Annotated in this window: 13 protein-coding genes and 2 tRNA genes; 10 read left to right on the forward strand and 5 right to left on the reverse strand. The window is 61.6% G+C overall.

The features are described 5' to 3' along the window. Positions 1–13 precede the first annotated feature (13 nt). The 4 genes from AC1RJY_RS05740 (at position 14) to AC1RJY_RS05755 (ending at position 4,696) form a co-directional block, all read left to right on the forward strand. Positions 14–3,094 carry a UPF0182 family membrane protein gene (locus AC1RJY_RS05740; RefSeq protein WP_011775386.1) on the forward strand — a complete coding sequence of 1,027 codons (3,081 nt, stop codon included), beginning with the start codon at positions 14–16 and terminating at the stop codon, positions 3,092–3,094. 133 nt (positions 3,095–3,227) lie between these two features. Then, positions 3,228–3,304 (forward strand) — tRNA-Met (locus tag AC1RJY_RS05745). Positions 3,305–3,711: 407 nt separating this feature from the next. Continuing rightward, positions 3,712–3,785: transfer RNA gene (locus tag AC1RJY_RS05750), tRNA-Met, on the forward strand. A 119-nt stretch (positions 3,786–3,904) separates the two neighbouring features. Then, positions 3,905–4,696 carry a GntR family transcriptional regulator gene (locus tag AC1RJY_RS05755; RefSeq protein WP_014922265.1) on the forward strand — a complete coding sequence of 264 codons (792 nt, stop codon included), beginning with the start codon at positions 3,905–3,907 and terminating at the stop codon, positions 4,694–4,696. 104 nt (positions 4,697–4,800) lie between these two features. Here the strand turns inward: AC1RJY_RS05755 and AC1RJY_RS05760 are convergent, their stop codons facing one another. Beyond that, positions 4,801–5,589, reverse strand: a complete 789-nt coding sequence (locus tag AC1RJY_RS05760) for a PspA/IM30 family protein (protein WP_014922264.1) — start codon at positions 5,587–5,589, stop codon at positions 4,801–4,803. Between the two features lie 98 nt (positions 5,590–5,687). Continuing rightward, positions 5,688–7,745: a TPM domain-containing protein gene (locus tag AC1RJY_RS05765; RefSeq protein WP_210063609.1), complete on the reverse strand. Its 2,058-nt coding sequence runs from the start codon at positions 7,743–7,745 to the stop codon at positions 5,688–5,690. Positions 7,746–8,066: 321 nt separating this feature from the next. Between AC1RJY_RS05765 and AC1RJY_RS05770 the strand changes: the two genes are divergently transcribed. From AC1RJY_RS05770 to AC1RJY_RS05795, 6 genes are all read left to right on the forward strand, one after another. Then, positions 8,067–9,665: a S1C family serine protease gene (locus AC1RJY_RS05770; RefSeq protein ID WP_043471364.1), complete on the forward strand. Its 1,599-nt coding sequence runs from the start codon at positions 8,067–8,069 to the stop codon at positions 9,663–9,665. A 258-nt stretch (positions 9,666–9,923) separates the two neighbouring features. Continuing rightward, positions 9,924–10,727 (forward strand): electron transfer flavoprotein subunit beta/FixA family protein, encoded by an 804-nt coding sequence (locus AC1RJY_RS05775; RefSeq protein WP_043470457.1) that lies wholly within the window; start codon positions 9,924–9,926, stop codon positions 10,725–10,727. A gap of 14 nt (positions 10,728–10,741) precedes the next feature. Then, positions 10,742–11,695, forward strand: a complete 954-nt coding sequence (locus AC1RJY_RS05780) for an electron transfer flavoprotein subunit alpha/FixB family protein (RefSeq protein WP_498601785.1) — start codon at positions 10,742–10,744, stop codon at positions 11,693–11,695. 5 nt (positions 11,696–11,700) lie between these two features. Next, the gene (locus AC1RJY_RS05785; RefSeq protein ID WP_498601786.1) at positions 11,701–12,480 is read left to right on the forward strand and encodes a PIG-L deacetylase family protein; all 780 of its coding nucleotides are present in this window, start codon (positions 11,701–11,703) and stop codon (positions 12,478–12,480) included. Between the two features lie 74 nt (positions 12,481–12,554). After that, positions 12,555–13,100, forward strand: a complete 546-nt coding sequence (locus AC1RJY_RS05790; protein WP_043806186.1) for a gluconokinase — start codon at positions 12,555–12,557, stop codon at positions 13,098–13,100. Beyond that, the gene (locus AC1RJY_RS05795) at positions 13,097–14,500 is read left to right on the forward strand and encodes a GntT/GntP/DsdX family permease (RefSeq protein WP_011775376.1); all 1,404 of its coding nucleotides are present in this window, start codon (positions 13,097–13,099) and stop codon (positions 14,498–14,500) included. Before AC1RJY_RS05790 ends, AC1RJY_RS05795 begins: the two co-directional genes overlap by 4 nt. A gap of 81 nt (positions 14,501–14,581) precedes the next feature. On the opposite strand, the gene AC1RJY_RS05800 is transcribed toward AC1RJY_RS05795, so the two are convergent. From AC1RJY_RS05800 to AC1RJY_RS05810, 3 genes are all read right to left on the reverse strand, one after another. Continuing rightward, positions 14,582–15,415, reverse strand: coding sequence for an anti-sigma factor (locus tag AC1RJY_RS05800; RefSeq protein ID WP_498601788.1), 834 nt, complete (start codon positions 15,413–15,415; stop codon positions 14,582–14,584). 1 nt (position 15,416) lies between these two features. Next, positions 15,417–16,022, reverse strand: a complete 606-nt coding sequence (gene sigK, locus AC1RJY_RS05805) for an ECF RNA polymerase sigma factor SigK (RefSeq protein ID WP_043471361.1) — start codon at positions 16,020–16,022, stop codon at positions 15,417–15,419. 188 nt (positions 16,023–16,210) lie between these two features. After that, positions 16,211–16,678: a tRNA (cytidine(34)-2'-O)-methyltransferase gene (locus tag AC1RJY_RS05810; protein ID WP_011775373.1), complete on the reverse strand. Its 468-nt coding sequence runs from the start codon at positions 16,676–16,678 to the stop codon at positions 16,211–16,213. Positions 16,679–16,683 lie beyond the last annotated feature (5 nt).

The raw sequence follows: 16,683 nt of genomic DNA on the forward strand, positions 1-16,683 counted from the left end.
ACTCGTGGCATAGATGACGGCCCCTGCCACATCCCAGCGGCAGAAAAAGTCAACACGCGCACACCGACTGTTCACTGACACCAATGAGGTACAGAGTTTGTCCCGTCCCGCCAGCTCCAACCCGCCCGGAAGATCACCGCTGAGACGAGGTGCCCTGACTCCGACGCTCATTGTCGTGGCAGTGGCCGTCGTCGGGTTCATTTTCTTCGCCAATGTGTGGACTGACGTCCTGTGGTACCAGCAGCTTGGCTTCTTCGAAGTTTATATCCGCGAAAACCTAGCCAGGATCATTACGTTCCTCATCGGTTTCGCCATGATGTTTGCCGCGGTGTTCTTTGCCATCAGGATCGCCTACCGCTCCCGGCCCGTCTATGCGCCTGATGCCGAGGCCCGGGACAACCTCAACCGCTACCAGGCTCAGCTTGAGCCTGTCCGCCGCGTGGTCATGATCGGCCTGCCCATCCTGTTCGGGCTCTTTGCCGGCAGCGCGGCAGCCAGCCAGTGGCAGAAGGCCCTGTTGTTCTTCAACCAGGAGCCCTTCGGTCAGGCAGACCCATTGTTCAACATGGACATCAGCTTCTATCTGATGTCGCTGCCGTTCCTGGGTTTCATCACAGGCTTCCTGATCAGCATTGCCGTCGTAGCCGGTATCGCAGGCATCCTGACCCACTATCTGTACGGCAGCATCCGTCTTATGGAGCGTGGCATCTTCACCAGCCGTGCAGCGCAGATCCACATCGCGGTAACAGGTGCACTCTTCCTGATCCTGCTGGGCGTTAACTTCTGGCTGGACAGGTACACAACTGTCCAGAGCAACTCGGGCCGCTGGGCCGGTGCGCTGTACACGGATGTTAATGCCGTTGTCCCCACCAAAGCGATCCTTGCTGTGGCTGCGGGCCTTGTGGCCATCCTGTTCATCATTGCCGCGATCATTGGTCGGTGGCGCCTGCCGGTGATCGGTACCGCGATGTTGGTCATCACCGCCATTCTGGCAGGCGGTGTTTATCCATGGGTTATTCAGCAGTTCCAGGTTCGTCCGTCGGAGAACACCTTGGAAAAGGAGTTCATTGATCGAAATATCAAGATGACGCGGGCAGCGTACGGTCTGGACAAGATCGATGTGTCGGCTTACAACGCCACCACCACGGCGACTACGGGTGCCTTGGCAGCGGACGCGCAGACTACTGCCAATATCCGTCTCCTTGACCCGAACCTCATTTCCTCGGCGTTTGCCCAGCTTGAGCAGTACCGCCCGTACTACCAGTTCCCGCAAACCCTGAATGTTGACCGCTACATGGTTGACGGCAAAGTCCAGGACACCGTAATTGCGGTTCGCGAACTGAACCCGGATGGCCTGAGCGCCAACCAGCAGACATGGGTTAACAGGCACATCGTTTACACCCATGGTTATGGCGTTGTCGCAGCCAAGGGCAACAAGTTCACGGCCGACGGCAAGCCGGAGTTCCTGCAGTCTGGCATCCCGTCCAACGGCGTCCTCGGCAATGACACTTCATACGAGCCCCGTATCTACTTCGGCGAAAATTCTCCCGAATACTCCATCGTCGGAGCGCCGGACGGTGCCCCGAACCGCGAGCAGGACCGACCAGCAGGGCGGGAAGGTGGTGGAGAGACGCAGTACACTTTCAGCGGCAACGGCGGACCGAACGTAGGCAACTGGCTCAACAGGATCCTGTACTCCATCAAGTTCCAGTCTTCAGACCTGTTGCTCTCGGACGGCGTGAATGCTGAATCCCAGATTCTCTACGAACGCAACCCACGCGAACGCGTTGAGAAGCTCGCCCCTTACCTGACCGTCGACGGCAACGCCTACCCGGCAGTTGTGGACGGCCGCGTCAAGTGGATTGTTGACGGCTACACCACCAGCCAGTACTTCCCGTACTCCCAGCCGCAGCAGCTGCAGAACGCTACTGTGGACTCGCAAACCAGTGCAGGACGTACTGTCGCCTTGCCGAACAGCTCGGTGAACTACATCCGCAACTCGGTCAAGGCAACAGTGGACGCCTATGACGGCTCCGTCAACCTCTACGCATGGGATGACCAGGACCCCATCCTGAAGGCATGGCAAAAGGTCTTCCCCACGGTCATCAAGCCGTACTCGGAAATGTCCGGCGATCTCATGAGCCACGTTCGCTACCCAGAGGACCTGTTCAAGGTCCAGCGTGAACTGCTCGGCCGCTACCACGTGACCGACCCGGACAGCTTCTACCAGAACAACGATGCTTGGAGTGTTCCGAACGATCCCACCGTTTCGGAAGCCGTCAAGCAGCCGCCGTTCTACATGTCGCTGCAGATGCCCGACCAGGAGAAGCCGGCGTTCCAGCTGACCTCGTCCTTCATTCCTCAAACGGTCAACGGCAGCGCCCGGAACATCCTTTACGGGTTCCTGGCGGCTGACTCGGACGCCGGAAACGTCAAGGGAGTCAAGGGGGAGAGTTACGGAAAGCTGCGGCTCCTGGAGCTCCCGACCGATACACAGGTCCCGGGTCCCGGACAGGCGCAAAACAAGTTCAACTCTGATCCCACCGTCTCTCAGGCGCTTAACCTTCTGAGGCAGGGTGCATCCGATGTACTGAACGGCAACCTGTTGACTCTTCCTGTAGGCGGTGGTCTGCTCTACGTGCAGCCTGTCTACCTGAAGTCCACAGGTGAGACGTCGTACCCCACATTGCAGCGTGTGCTGGTGGCATTCGGTGACAAGATCGGCTTCGCGCCCACTTTGGATGAAGCTTTGGACCAGTTGTTCGGCGGTGATTCCGGTGCTACTGCCGGCGACTCCGACAACAATGGCCAGACGCCTACCTCGCCTCCTGGCACCACTCCGCCGCCTGCCGGGCCCACCGACGCCAAGGCCGACCTCAAGGCAGCCCTCGATGAGGCCAACAAGGCTATTCAGGACGGCCAGGCCGCATTGGCCAAGGGCGACTTCGCCGGCTACGGTGCGCAACAGACCAAGTTGTCTGAGGCACTGAAGAAGGCGATCGACGCTCAGGCCCGTTTGGACGCTACGCCTGCGCCGACAGCGACGCCGGGAGCTACTCCCAGCGCGACACCGTCGCCGTCGCCAAGCAGCTAGCTCTGTAGGCGGCCAAAGGCCGGCGCCTGCTCCCTGTCGGGGGCGGGTGCCGGCCTTTCGCGTTAGGGGAGATGCACATCACGTCGCCAGGATTTGGTCTGACATTCACCGGACGGTAATGTTGTTCTTGCGACGCGGGGGGGTGGAGCAGTTCGGTAGCTCGCTGGGCTCATAACCCAGAGGTCACAGGTTCAAATCCTGTCCCCGCAACTGGAGAAAAAGGTCCGGATCAGTAAACACTGATCCGGACCTTTTGTTTTGCCCGCAATCCCTGAAGCCCCCGCACGCAAGCCGGACCCTCTCTCACGTCCCTCGGGTTTGGTCCCAACCCTCTCTCACGTCCCTCGGGTTTGGTCCCGACCCTCTCTCACTTCCCTCGGGTTTGGTCCCAACCCTCTCTCACGTCCCTCGGGTTTGGTCCCAACCCTCTCTCACGTCCCTCGGGTTCGGCCTGGCCCGCAGAGTTCTGGTGGGAATGGTGGACGCGGTCGCGGCATGATGCGGAAGCGATCCACGGTCTATAGGCATTCGTTCAGGCGCGGGGGAGTGATCTGCGGCACCTTAGATGCCATATGGTCATAAGCACCCTGGAGGGTGCGGTAGAGTTGTTCTTGCGACGCGGGGTGGAGCAGTTCGGTAGCTCGCTGGGCTCATAACCCAGAGGTCACAGGTTCAAATCCTGTCCCCGCAACTGGAGAAAGATCCGGATCAGTGACAACTGATCCGGATCTTTTGTTTAACTGGTCACCGGGGTACCGGTGCTAGCATCAAACCCGGATTTGCTGAGGCAAGAAATGGATGGGACGCCCAATGGTCAATGAAGACTACAAACTTGGAGATGGGCGTGAAGTCCTTCAGAGGGATGGTCCTGTTGCCGTGTATCAGCAGGTGGCTGACGTTCTAACGGATCACGTCAGCCGTCTGGAGCCAGGCTCCCGGATACCTACGGAAGAGTTCCTGATGGATGCCTACGGCATCAGCCGGACCACTGTTCGAAAAGCGATCGAAACCCTGGTCGTGAAGGGTTTGCTGGTCCGACGGCAGGGCAAGGGGACTTTCGTGATGGCCCAACGTCCTGCAAAGATGCTGAACCGCTTGGCGCCATTCATGGAGACGTTTACTGCGGCCGGAATGAAGACCGTCAAGGGACTCATCGAATACAAGTGGATGGAGAAGGACAAGTCAGTGCCGGCCAAGCTGGTGTCAGACGACAACCTGGTGCTGGTGATCCGCCGCTCCTACTCAAGCGCCGGATGGCCTTATGCCATTGCGGAGATTTTCATCCCGTCGCATATCGGCCGCCATATCAGCCTGGCGGATGCCGAGCGGAACTCCATCTACCAGGTCATCCAGGACAGGACGCTGAAGCCCCTCCACCGGGCAGAAATAACCGTGACCATGCATGCACCGCCCGAGCACCTGGCAGACGCTCTCAACGTCCGAGGGTTCGCCATGGTGCCACGCTTGGAACGGACTACGCTTGGACCTCACGGAGAGGTCTTGGAGTGCACGGTCACCTATTTCCACCCCAAGGGCTTCGAGATCCGCGCAGAAGTGGCGACCGACGTCAGCCCCGGGCAAGATCCGTCAGTGCCTTCCTAAGGCTGGACGAGGAGCGCAAAGCAAAAATGGGCCGGATCCCTTTCAGGATCCGGCCCATTCTGGTTCCGCGAGCACGGCTTTGGGCTGTCCGCCCGATGCGTTCCTTAGAGCTTGTCGAAGTCAGCTTCGTCGACTGTTGCGCCGGTTGACGCCGGGGCTCCTGCGCCGATGGCGGGCTTGGAGCCGCCCGACTTCAAGGCCGCAAGGCGGGCTTCAATCTCGGTCTGCTCTCCGAGGTCTTCGAGCTGGTTGAACTGGGCGTCAAGGCTGGAGCTGGCGAGTTCCTGCTGGCCCAAAACCTTGGCCTCTTCACGGCGGATTTTCTCTTCGAAGCGGCCAACCTCGCTGGTGGGATCCATAATGTCGATGCTCTTGAGGGCGTCGTGCACCTGGGACTGCGCGGCAGCGGTCTTGGAGCGTGCTACCAGTTCGTTGCGCTTGGCGGTTAGCTGGTTGAGCTTGTTCTTCATTTGGTCAAGCCCGGTCTTGAGCTTGTCCACTACCTCAGTCTGGGAAGCAATGCTCGGTTCTGCTGCCTTCGCTTCGGACTCTGCGGTCATCTGACGCTGGATGGCCACCTTTGCAAGGTTGTCGAACTTCTGGGCATCAACAGGATCACCGGCCGAGCGGTACTCATCGGCCTTCCGCGACGCTGCCAAGGCTTTGTTGCCCCAGTCCTGGGCGTTCTTGACATCTTCGTTGTAGTCGGCCTGCAGCATCCGGAGATTACCGATGGTCTGGGCTACGGCTGATTCCGCCTCGGCAATGTTGTTTGTGTAGTCGCGGACCATCTGGTCCAGCATCTTCTGCGGGTCCTCAGCCTGGTCCAGCAAGGCGTTGATGTTTGCCTTGGCGAGCTGCGAGATCCGACCGAAAATGGACTGCTTAACCATGGTGTTGCCTTTCGTCCTGCTCAGTGGTGACACTGAAATCAGTGATCAGTTGTTGTACCGCTTCTATGCGGGGCATGGACCCCGCCTAGTCTGTCTGGCTAGAAGTCGCCTCCACCGCCGCCGTCGCCACCCCAGCCGCCGCTGTCGAAACCTCCGCCGGAATCGCCGCCGCCACCAAAGAATCCACCATCGCCGCCGCCGTCATTGCCGCCGCCGCCCCAGCCGCCTCCGCCGCCGTTCAGGATGGAGTTGATGAGGATGCCGCCGAGGATAGCGCCGCCGAGGCCACCGCCTCCGCCACCACCGCCGAACATTCCACCGCGTCCGTAGCCCTGGTCGGCGTAGCCGAATTGGTCGACGTCAGACTGTGCGAGTTGTGCCGCCTGGGCTGCAAGCGAATGTGCTTGCTGGGCGTAGGTCAGAGCCGTGACGGGGTCATTGCGTGAGATGGAGAGCGCGTAATCGAGGTTGCGCTGAGCCTCCGCCAACCTCGTTCGAGCCTCCGTGCCCACGCCGCCGCGACGAGCTGTGATGTAATCCGATGTGGCGCTGATCTGTGCCTGTGCGGCCATGATGGTTTGCTGCAATGAGGCCTGGGCGCGGCGGGCCTGCTCCTGCTGGTCGCGGATGCCGGACAAAGACTGGTCGAGCGCCTGGTGGGCCGACTCCACTCGACTAAGCGTCGCGATGGGATCGATCTTTCCACCCTGGATCTCGGTCTTCACCTGAGCCAGGGCGGCTTCGACTCCGGCCACGGGACCGGCAAGTTCCGGGTGTTCGCCGGACTGGATCATCGCCCGTGCTTGGGCCAGGTCCTGGCTGGTTTCCGCTACGGCGCCTTCCAACGACGTACGGGCCTCGTCCAGGCTGCCGGCCGTCTTGGAGATGGCATCGATCAACACGTTGGTCTGGTGCAGGCTTTCCTCTGCGGCACGTACTGCCACGGCCGCAAGGCTGTTCTCGCCGGTTGCCAACTTCTCCTGGGCGGCAGTGACGGCGTTCTGCACGAACGCCAGCCGCTCCTTGGCCTGCAGGATGTTGTCGGAGACCTGAGTCAAGGCAGATTCGGCATACTTGGCGCGCAATCCTTCAAGGGATTGCTCTGCGCTGGCGATTTTCGCATCGGCCTCCTTGGCTCCCGCGGTCACGGCTGCCAAGGCTTGCGGAGCGTTCTTTTCAAGCTCGCGCAAAGAGTCAAAGTCAGCCTTCTGATCACGCAAGGATGCCAGGGCGGCTTCTGATCGGCGGATGATCTCGCCGAGCCAGCTCCGCTGCTGCTCTTCGGTGTCAGGGATGTGGTCATCCAGCTGCTGCTGCAGCTTGAAGGACTCAGTCATGTGGCCCTTTGCCTCTTCCAAGGCCTTGGTGAAGTTGCCAATCGCGGAGTCACCGTACTGCGCCTGGGCGAAACCGAGTTCCTGCTCGCTGGACTTGATGGCGTCATCCGCCTCGATCAACAGCGAGCCGCTCTTCTGGCGCAGTTCAGGGATGGTCAGGCCAGCCAAGGGGTCAAGCTGTTCGCCTTGTGGTCCATAGCTGGCGCTGACAGCCTTGGTGCTGCCTTTCTTACGGCGGTTTCGGAGGTAGAGGTAGGTTCCGGCGCCGCCGGCCGCTACAACGCCTACTCCGACGAGTACTCCGACACCAGCGTTTCCGTTGGGCACAGTTCCGCTGCCTCCGCCTGCAGCATCTCCGATGGCTGCGGCTGCATCGATGACTGCCTGAGCGTAGTTCCCTGCACGCAGCTGGGGGTCAATTGCCTTACTGGTTATCGTGTCCCTTTGGGCATTGGTGATTTTGCTATTGTTTGGCTTGCTCAACAAATATTGCCGTGTATCTGTAGCTACCGTGAGCAGCATGGCATTGGAGCCAAGCTTTGCCTGGTCTGCCACGGCAGCGGCCCATTCCACGCGGTCGGCGGGGTCCTCGAACCGTTTGACGAACACAGCGTGCAGCGTCATGGCGTGGTCAGCCCCGAGCTTCTGAATGGCCTCTTGAACCTTGGCTTTATCTCCGCCGAGCACGCCCGCCGAATCCACAATCTTGGTGGTGGGATCGAGCGTCACTGGACTTTCAGCCCAAGCGGATGTGGCCGGGAGGGCCAACATTCCAACCAGGCCAATCACGGCGAGTACGCGTTTAACTATTGACCGCATGTGCAACCCTTCAGCACGTCTGCGACTGGAACAAGGCGTACCAATCGTCACAGAATGCTCAGCGCCCCCACGCATGGTGTAAAGCCGCAGGTCGCTGTGGCAATTCCTCTTGATTCTATGGTGCACCCCATGGCCCGTCCACAGGGGTGAATATGCCACCAGCGAAATATAGGAGAGAGCTGGATTGTTTAGGCGTTGAGGGAGAAATTGAAGGGCCGGACGAACGCTGCCAACCCCTTTCAGGAAGCTCCCAGCGAACGTCCGCTTTTGTTCCAGTTAATGGGTACATAGTTGTTGGAGACGAGGATGAAAGGAACACCCATGACGGAGAACCCAGCGCAGGGCACCGCACCAGAGAACCGCGAGCCGTCAGAGCCGCGGGATACGACGGGGGAGCAGAACGACGCCTCCGCCACCCAGCAGCAGCCTGCCTGGAGTTCCGGGCAAGGAGCCGGGACGGACAACACCACTCCTTTGCCGGCTTTCCAGCAGCCAGCAGCCCCGCAGCAGCCGCAGTACTACGGCGCTCCGCAGCAGCAGGATTCAGGTCACCGCCCGAGCTACCCGCAGCACCAGCCGTTCTATGGCGGCTCAAACCCGGGAGCCAACGGCAGTGCTGGTTCCCAGTTCCACAACGCACAAGGATTCCACACCGCACAAGGTCACAACGGCCCCGGAATGCAGCACACCCCCGGGCACTCTTCAGCGGTAGCAACCAAGCGTAAGCCGGCGTTCGGCGTCGGCACCCTGGTGGCCAGCATGCTCGCGGCGGGCCTGATCGGTGGCGGCGTAGTGGCCGGCAGTAACGCACTATGGGATAACCCGGCACCTGCCGCCTCCACAGGCGGACAGTCGAGCACGGTGATTGTGAACAACAAGGACGACGTCAACGTCATCACCGCAGCGGCAGCCAAGGCCTCGCCCAGTGTGGTGACTATCAAGGCAACGAGTGGCAGTGAAGGCGGAACCGGGTCCGGCATCATCCTGGACGATCAGGGCCACATCCTCACCAACACTCACGTGGTCACCCTCGACGGTGCCACGGCCAATGCCGCCATCGAGGTCCGCACGAACGACGGTAAGGTCCTCAAAGCCACTGTGGTCGGCACGGACCCTTTGTCAGACCTTGCCGTCATCAAGGTGAGCGACGCGTCGGGCCTGGTTCCGGCAACCCTCGGCGACTCGTCCAAGATCAACGTGGGGGACACCGCCGTCGCGATCGGTTCGCCGCTGGGTCTCACCGGCACGGTGACGGACGGCATCGTGTCCACGCTCAACCGCACCATTAGTGTTGCGTCGTCGGCTGTGCCGGAGGGGACTCCGGATGAGAGCCAGGGCGATGATGAGGGCTTCCAGTTCGCACCGCCGAACGGTGGCCAGAGCCAGCGGACTGCCAATGAGGGTTCCATCGCCATTAACGTGATCCAGACCGATGCAGCGATCAATCCCGGCAACTCCGGCGGTGCATTGGTGAACAGCAAGGGCGAGGTCATCGGTGTTAACGTTGCGATCGCCTCGGCGGGCAGCGGAACGTCCGATTCTTCGGCCGGGAACATCGGCGTCGGCTTCAGTGTCCCGATCAACCACGCCAAGCGCGTTGCGCAGGAGATCATCGAGACCGGCAAGGCCAGCCATGGGCAATTCGGTGTCTCTGTTCGTTCGAAGTCGTCCACGGGCAGCGATTCAGGTTTCTCCGTGGGTGCCGAGGTTGCTTCCGTGACGTCGGGTTCGGCTGCTGCCAATGCGGGACTCAAGGTTGGCGACGTCGTGACCAAGTTCGGAGACTACGCCGTGAGCGATCCCAACCAACTGACTGCGGCGGTCCGGGAACAGCCGGCCGGCGCCAAGGTCAAGGTCACCATTCAGCGCGGTGGCCAGACGCAAGAGGTTGAGGTCACGCTCGACGCCGCCCAACAGTAGGCTGCCCAGACGGGAGAACAGCGTTCGACGGCGGACGGCACCCTGCGGGTGTCGTTCGCCGTTTTGACGTACCCGGCACGGCCAGGGGTCAGCGTAAGCATCGCGCGTAGCTGAAACAGGGCTTAACGCTGGGAGTGGTTTTCTGCGGGCAATATGCTTAGCTAGGACGAGCCCACGCGTTGGGCAATCCACGGCCACGCTGCTGCGTCTGGCCGTCCACAAGCATGGAAGGCTGCTTCGAAGACAGTGGAAGAGACATTGAAGATTGTCGTTCTGGTCAAGCACGTCCCGGACGCCCAGTTCGACCGGCATATCACCGGCCCTGGCAACACCACAGACCGTGATGAGAGCATCTTGTCTGAACTGGACGAGTACGCCCTAGAGGCAGCCCTCCAGTTGGCGGAGGAACGCGGCGGACCGAAGGCCGGGAATGAGGTCATTGCGTTGAGCATGGGCCCGTCCGGTGCGGTCAATGCTGTGAAGAAGTCCCTACAGATCGGCGCGTATTCCGGTGTCCACCTCAGCGATGACGCTTTGGCTGGTTCGGATGCGGCTGCTACTTCGCTGGCGCTTGCCGCCGCTATTCGCCACATCTCGGCCGACGGCCGCCCGGTGGACCTGGTCCTGACGGGCATGGCTTCCACGGACGGCGAGACCTCGCTGATCCCGGCGCAGCTCGCCGAGCGGTTGTCGTTCCCGCAGGTCACTTTTGCCTCCAGCCTTGAGGTGACGGGTGGTCAGGTCAGCGCACGACGTGACGCTGGCGCCTTCTCTGAAACGGTTGAAGCGCAGCTTCCAGCAGTTGTCTCGGTCACCGACCAGATCAACGAACCGCGTTACCCCAACTTCAAGGGCATCCTGGCTGCCAAGAAGAAGAAGATCGCCTCCCTGTCGCTGGCCGACATCGGTGTGGACGCTTCGCAGGTGGGCTTGGCCGGTTCGTGGACGGTGGTGGAGTCCGCAGAGGCCCGCCCACCGCGGACGGCAGGGACCATCATCACCGACGACGGCGACGCCGGCATCAAGCTGGTCGACTTCCTCGCCGCACAGAAGCTGCTCTAAAGGGGACTGCAACCATGGCAAACGCACTTGTTTTCATTGACAACCCGGGAGCAGCTCTCAAGAAGAGCAGCCTGGAGCTCCTGACCATCGCCCGCTCACTGGGGGAGACCGCCGTCGCGTTCACCGGGGAGCTGAACGACGACGTCGCCGCTACCTTGGGTGCCTACGGTGCCACCACGGTTTACCAGCCGTCGGTGGACGATCTCGATAACTACTTGGTGGGGCCGAAGGCCGCCTACCTGGCCGCTGCTGTAGCAGCATCCGGCGCTACCGCGGTCCTCGTGGACAACTCGCCTGAGGGCAAGGAAATCGCGGGCAGGCTTGGCATCAAGCTCAACGCCGGCGTTATTACGGACGTCGTTGGCGTTGAGGCTGACGGTACCGCGCACAAGTCGGTCCTGGCGGGCTCGTACAACACCACCGCGAAGGCCACCACTCCGGTGACGGTTCTTTCGGTCAAGGCCAACAACGTAGAACCCGCGCCGAGCGGTGACGCGACTGCACCGGCCACTGCAGAAGTTGAAGTTCCTGCTGACGGCTTGGCAAACTCTGCCCGCATTGCGTCGCGGACCGAGAAGCCCGCCAGCGGCCGGCCGGACCTCAGCGAAGCAAGGATCGTCGTCGCCGGCGGCCGTGGCGTTGACGGTGACTTCGGCCCCCTCGAAGAGCTTGCCGACGCCCTGGGCGCGGCAGTTGGCGCTTCCCGCGCTGCCACCGACGCAGGCTGGATTGGCCACGATGCACAGGTTGGCCAAACCGGCGTCACGGTTTCACCGCAGCTGTACATTTCTGCCGGCATCTCCGGAGCTATCCAGCAGAAGGCCGGGATGCAGACTTCCAAGGTCATTGTCGCCATCAACAAGGACGCGGAATCGCCGGTGTTCGAGATTGCCGACTACGGCATCATCGGTGACCTCTTCAAGGTTCTGCCGCAGGCCACTGCGGAGATCAAGAAGCGGAAAGGCTGATCCCTTTGCCTACTGACATAACGTCAGCGAAGAGCCCGTTTGACGCCTCCATGGAGCGCGTTGAGCGGGTGCTTTGTTTTACCGCCCATCCTGACGACATCGACTTTGGCGCCGCCGGGACCATCGCGGCCTGGACGGCGGCCGGCGTGGAGGTCAGCTATTGCATCATGACCGACGGCGATGCCGGCGGCTTCGATCCGGTGGACAGGGAACGGATCACCGAACTCCGCGCTGAGGAGCAACAACGAGCGGCTGCCTTGGTGGGGGTCAAGGACATCCATTACCTGCATGAGCATGATGGATACCTTGAGCCGACACATGGCGTCATCAAGCAGGTGGTGAAGCTGATCCGCGAAATACGCCCTGACATTGTGCTGACCATGCACCCGGAAAGGAACTGGGACCGCCTCCAGAAGAGCCATCCCGACCACCTCGCGGCAGGCGAAGCCGTGACCCGGGCGGTCTACCCCGCCGTGGAAAATCCCTTTGCCTACCCGGAGCTGGCTGCGGAAGGACTTACTGCCTACAAGCTCCCGTGGTTGTGGTTTATCTCCAGCCCGGACGCCCGGGAGAACCACTTTGTTGATGTCTCGGAACAGGTGGACGCAAAGCTCGATGCGATCCGTGTCCATGCCAGCCAACACCCGGATATTGACGGTATGGAGCGGGTAGTCCGGAGCATGATGTTGGCCAACGGGGAGCGTGCCGGCCTGCCTGCCGGGACCAGCGCGGAAGCCTTCCATGTGGTGTCCGTCAACGGTTCCAGCACCATCGCCGGCTTCTGACATTGCCGTGGTGTAACCCGTGTCATATGCTTGATCTCGGTTAAATCATATTTATTCGAGGAAGGCAGACTTTGATGGCGAAGACTGCGCAGCAACCTGTACTGGTGATTATGGGAGTCTCCGGTTCGGGCAAATCGACCGTAGCCGGCGTACTGGCAGGGAAACTCGGGTGGGATCTTGCCGAAGGCGATGATCTCCATCCTGAAGCTAACGTGGCAAAGATGCACTCGGGACAGGCCCTCAGCGATGAGGACCGCTGGCCTTGGCTGGGCATCATCTCGGATTGGATCCGGGAGCACGTGGATGCCGGAACCCCGGCGATCATCACCTGTTCGGCACTGAAAAAGAAATATCGCGATGTCCTCCGGGGCGAAGGCGTTGTGTTCGTTTTCCTGCAGGGGAGCAAGGACAAGATCTCGGATCGCCTTGCCTCCAGGCACGGCCACTTCATGCCGCCGTCGCTCTTGGAGTCGCAGTTCGACGCCCTTGAGGAACCGACCCAGGACGAGAACTACATCTCCTTGTGCGTTTCCGCGTCGCCGGCAGAGGAAGCCGACGAAGTCATTGAACGGCTCGGTCTCCGGCCTGTAGGTGCCGGTACCGAAGCGACCGCCTCGTGAAGGTCCTGGAAACAGCGACGCAGGTACTGGAATGGACAGCCCACGACACCCAACTCCTCGTGGTGGCCGCGCTGGGCATTGCACTGATCGTGGTGCTGATCGCAAAGCTGAAGCTCCACCCGTTCCTGGCGCTGGTCCTGGGCTCGGCCTTTGTGGGACTGGCGTCCGGCGTGGAGCTGGGCAAGGTCATCACCAACTTCGAGGACGGCGTTGGGGGTGTCCTCAAGGAAGTAGGCCTGCTTATTGCCCTCGGAGCTATGCTCGGAAAGCTGCTGGCTGATTCCGGTGGCGCAAACCGCGTGGTGGACACCTTGTTGGCCAAAGCCAGCGGCAACAAACTGGTGTGGATGATCACGCTCGTGGCTGTCATCATCGGCTTGCCCATGTTCTTCGAAATCGGGCTCGTGCTTCTGCTTCCCGTGATCGTCCTGGTTACTCAGCGGTCCAAGATGAAGCTGATGCGCATCGCGATCCCGGCGTTGGCCGGTCTGTCCGTGCTTCACGGACTGGTGCCGCCCCACCCGGGTCCACTGATTGCGATCAGCGCAGTCAAAGCGGAGCTGGGAACGACGCTCGGCTTGGGCATCCTCGTGGCGATCCCCACTGTCATCATCTGTGGCCCCCTCTTCTCGCGGTTGGCTGCCCGGTGGGTACCGGTCGATGCCCCGGCTGTAGCGGGAGGCATCGACACCCAGCACGCAGCGGACCTGAGCGAAGTCAAGCGCCAGCCGTCGTTCCTGGTGACCCTGCTGACCATCATCTTCCCCGTGGTGCTGATGCTGTTGAAGGCCTTGGGTGGCATCATCTGGCCCAACCCTGAAACGGCGCCGGCAATCAGAATCTTCTTCGACTTCGTGGGCCAGCCCCTGGTGGCCATGACGCTGGCGGTCCTGCTGGCGATCGTGACGTTCGGATACGCCGTAGGCTTCACGGGCAGCAGGATCACAGCCAAATTGGGTGAAAGCCTGGGGCCCATTGCAGCTATCCTCCTCATTGTGGGCGCCGGTGGCGGATTCAAGCAGACCCTGATCGGTGCCGGTGTAGGCGATGCCGTCAAGAAATGGGCCGAAGGCGCCAACATGTCCGTCCTGGTGCTCGGCTTCATCGTGGCAGTGGCCCTGCGCCTGGCCACAGGCTCAGCAACGGTGGCGACAGTGACGGCGGCGGGCATTGTGGCACCGCTTGCCAGCAGCCTGAGCCCGACGCACGCAGCCTTGCTGGCCTTGGCCATCGGCGCAGGCTCCCTGTTCCTGTCCCACGTCAACGACGCGGGATTCTGGCTGGTCAAAGAACTGTTCGGGCTGACCGTTGGGCAGACATTCAAAACTTGGTCCGTGATGGAGACGCTGATCTCCGTGGTGGGCTTCGGCTTTGTGATGCTTCTGTCGCTCGTGTTGTAGCTACGGAAGCAACCGGGTTAAAAGCGCGACGGCGGCTGTCCCTTGAGGGGACGGCCGCCGTCGCGCGTCGAGCGTCAAGAGTCAGGCGCTGAGCCCGACCACCAGGACCGGGTCTGTGGTGGGGGCGCTTGATCCGCCTGCGGGTTCCACGGTAATCGCGACCGAAGAAGCTGAGGACAGCCCTTTCACAACGGCCGGTTTGGAGAGAGTCTCGGCGTCCATGGTGCCCTGGGGTACAGGGGCAGAGCCGTCCTTGGGGAGGGTCCACAACTGGTACACCTTGCCCTCTGGGGCGGGTGCAACGCCATCCATCAGAACCACGAAGGAATCCTTGGCTGATGACGCGGAAATGGTGGCCGTACCACCGCCGGGAACCGGCGCGGACTTCTTCTGGACGTCCTGCGCTTGCAGTACCTGGTTGACGGGGTCGTTCTGCGTCGAGACATAGGCGCCCACTCCAATGCCACCGAGTGCAATGACCGCTGCAGCTGCTGCTCCGACGATCCACCGGCGCGCCCCGCCCTCGCGCGTACGTTCCTCTCGCTTCGCCCTCGCGGCTGCGAGGTCGTCGACGGCGGGACCCGCCACGTCGGGGCTTGCCGCCACGGCGGGGGGCTGGCTGGCGGCATCGTTGCTGATGCGCTCCATAATGTTGTCAAAGAGCCCTGCGGGCGGCGCTTCTTCGGGCGCGAAGCTGACTGCCAGGGTCTCGCGGGCTTCGTGGACCCGCTGCAGGAATTCGGGACCTTCCGGAGCGTCCTTGATGTAGGCATCGATCATTGCCCGTTCGTCGTCGCTTACAGCGTCCAAGGCATAGATTTCCGCCAGTTCGAGGACGCGGCCCTCAGCGAGGTCGGTGGCGATGTCGTTGGCAAACATTCGGCGGATAAAGCCTCCACTGGTGTTTTCGCTCATATCAACCCACCCCCAGGCAGGTCTTCAGGCGCAGTAATCCATCACGGATGCGCGACTTGATGGTGGGTACAGCGGCACCGAGATGCTCGGCGACCTCCCGGTAGGTCAATCCGCCGTAATACGCGAGGCGAACGGATTCGCGCTGAGTGTCCGTGAGCGTCCCGAGGCACCGGCTGACCGCTTCGGCCTCAAGGTTGCTGTCGGCTTCCTCTGCCACCAGGTCCCGGTCCAGGTCCTGGCTCGCTGCGCCGTATTTAGCTTCGCGGTCAGTTGCCGCTTGCACGGCACGGACACGGTCAATGGCCCGGCGGTGGGCAATGGTCATGAGCCAGGCCAGCGGACTTCCCGCACTGCGATCGAACTTGGCGGCGCCCTGCCATACCTGGATGTAAACCTCCTGGGTGGCGTCCTCGCTGAGGTCAGGGTCTATCAGGACGCGCCTGGCCATACCGAAGACACGCCTCGAGGTGAGGCCATAGAACTCGGCGAAAGCCTGCTGGTCGCCTGCTGCCACGAGTTCGAGCAAGCCAGCCAGCTGTGAATTCAGATCAGTCGCAGAGCCGGTAGCTTCGAAGACCGGGGGGCCGGGATTGTTGGGGATGTCCATCACCGTCCAGCATATGTCGTCCCGTTTGAAACCGGCAGCATAACGGGATTGCGTCGAAGGCGCGGCGGTGCAGCGGCTTGCTGTCATCACCCTGGTCTGCAGCGCGCTCACGTAGGCTCCTCAACGAATGTCCAAGGCAGGGACTGTCCTGCCATAAGGTATTCGGTGCTGTGGCTCCGTTGGATGGGCTACACCTTGGCGCCGGCAAATCCGTTCTGCCGCCAGGCTTCAAAGACGGCGATTGAAGCAGCGTTGGCAAGGTTGAGCGAGCGAAGAGAAGGCTTCATGGGAAGGCGGACACGGGCGGTGACGTGCGGATCCTGCTTGAGCCAGTCCGGCAGGCCCACCGATTCGGGACCGAACATCAGGACGTCGCCCTCGCGGTAGCTGATGTCCGTGTAGGAGGTCTCGCCGTCGGAGGTGTAGGCGAAAACCCGTTCCGGCTTGAGTGCAGCCCAAGCGGCCTCGATGTCCTTATGGACCGTAACTACGGCGAGATCATGGTAATCAAGACCGGCCCGACGCAGCTTTGCATCGGAAAAATCAAAGCCGAGGGGCTCCACCAAGTGAAGCTCGGCCCCCGTAATGGCGGCCAAACGGATGGCGTTGCCTGTATTGCCCGGGATTTCTGGAGTGTGGAAGAGGATGCGGAACACCGTCC

The sequence above is a fragment of the Arthrobacter sp. GW822-FHT05G07 genome (assembly GCF_058799755.1).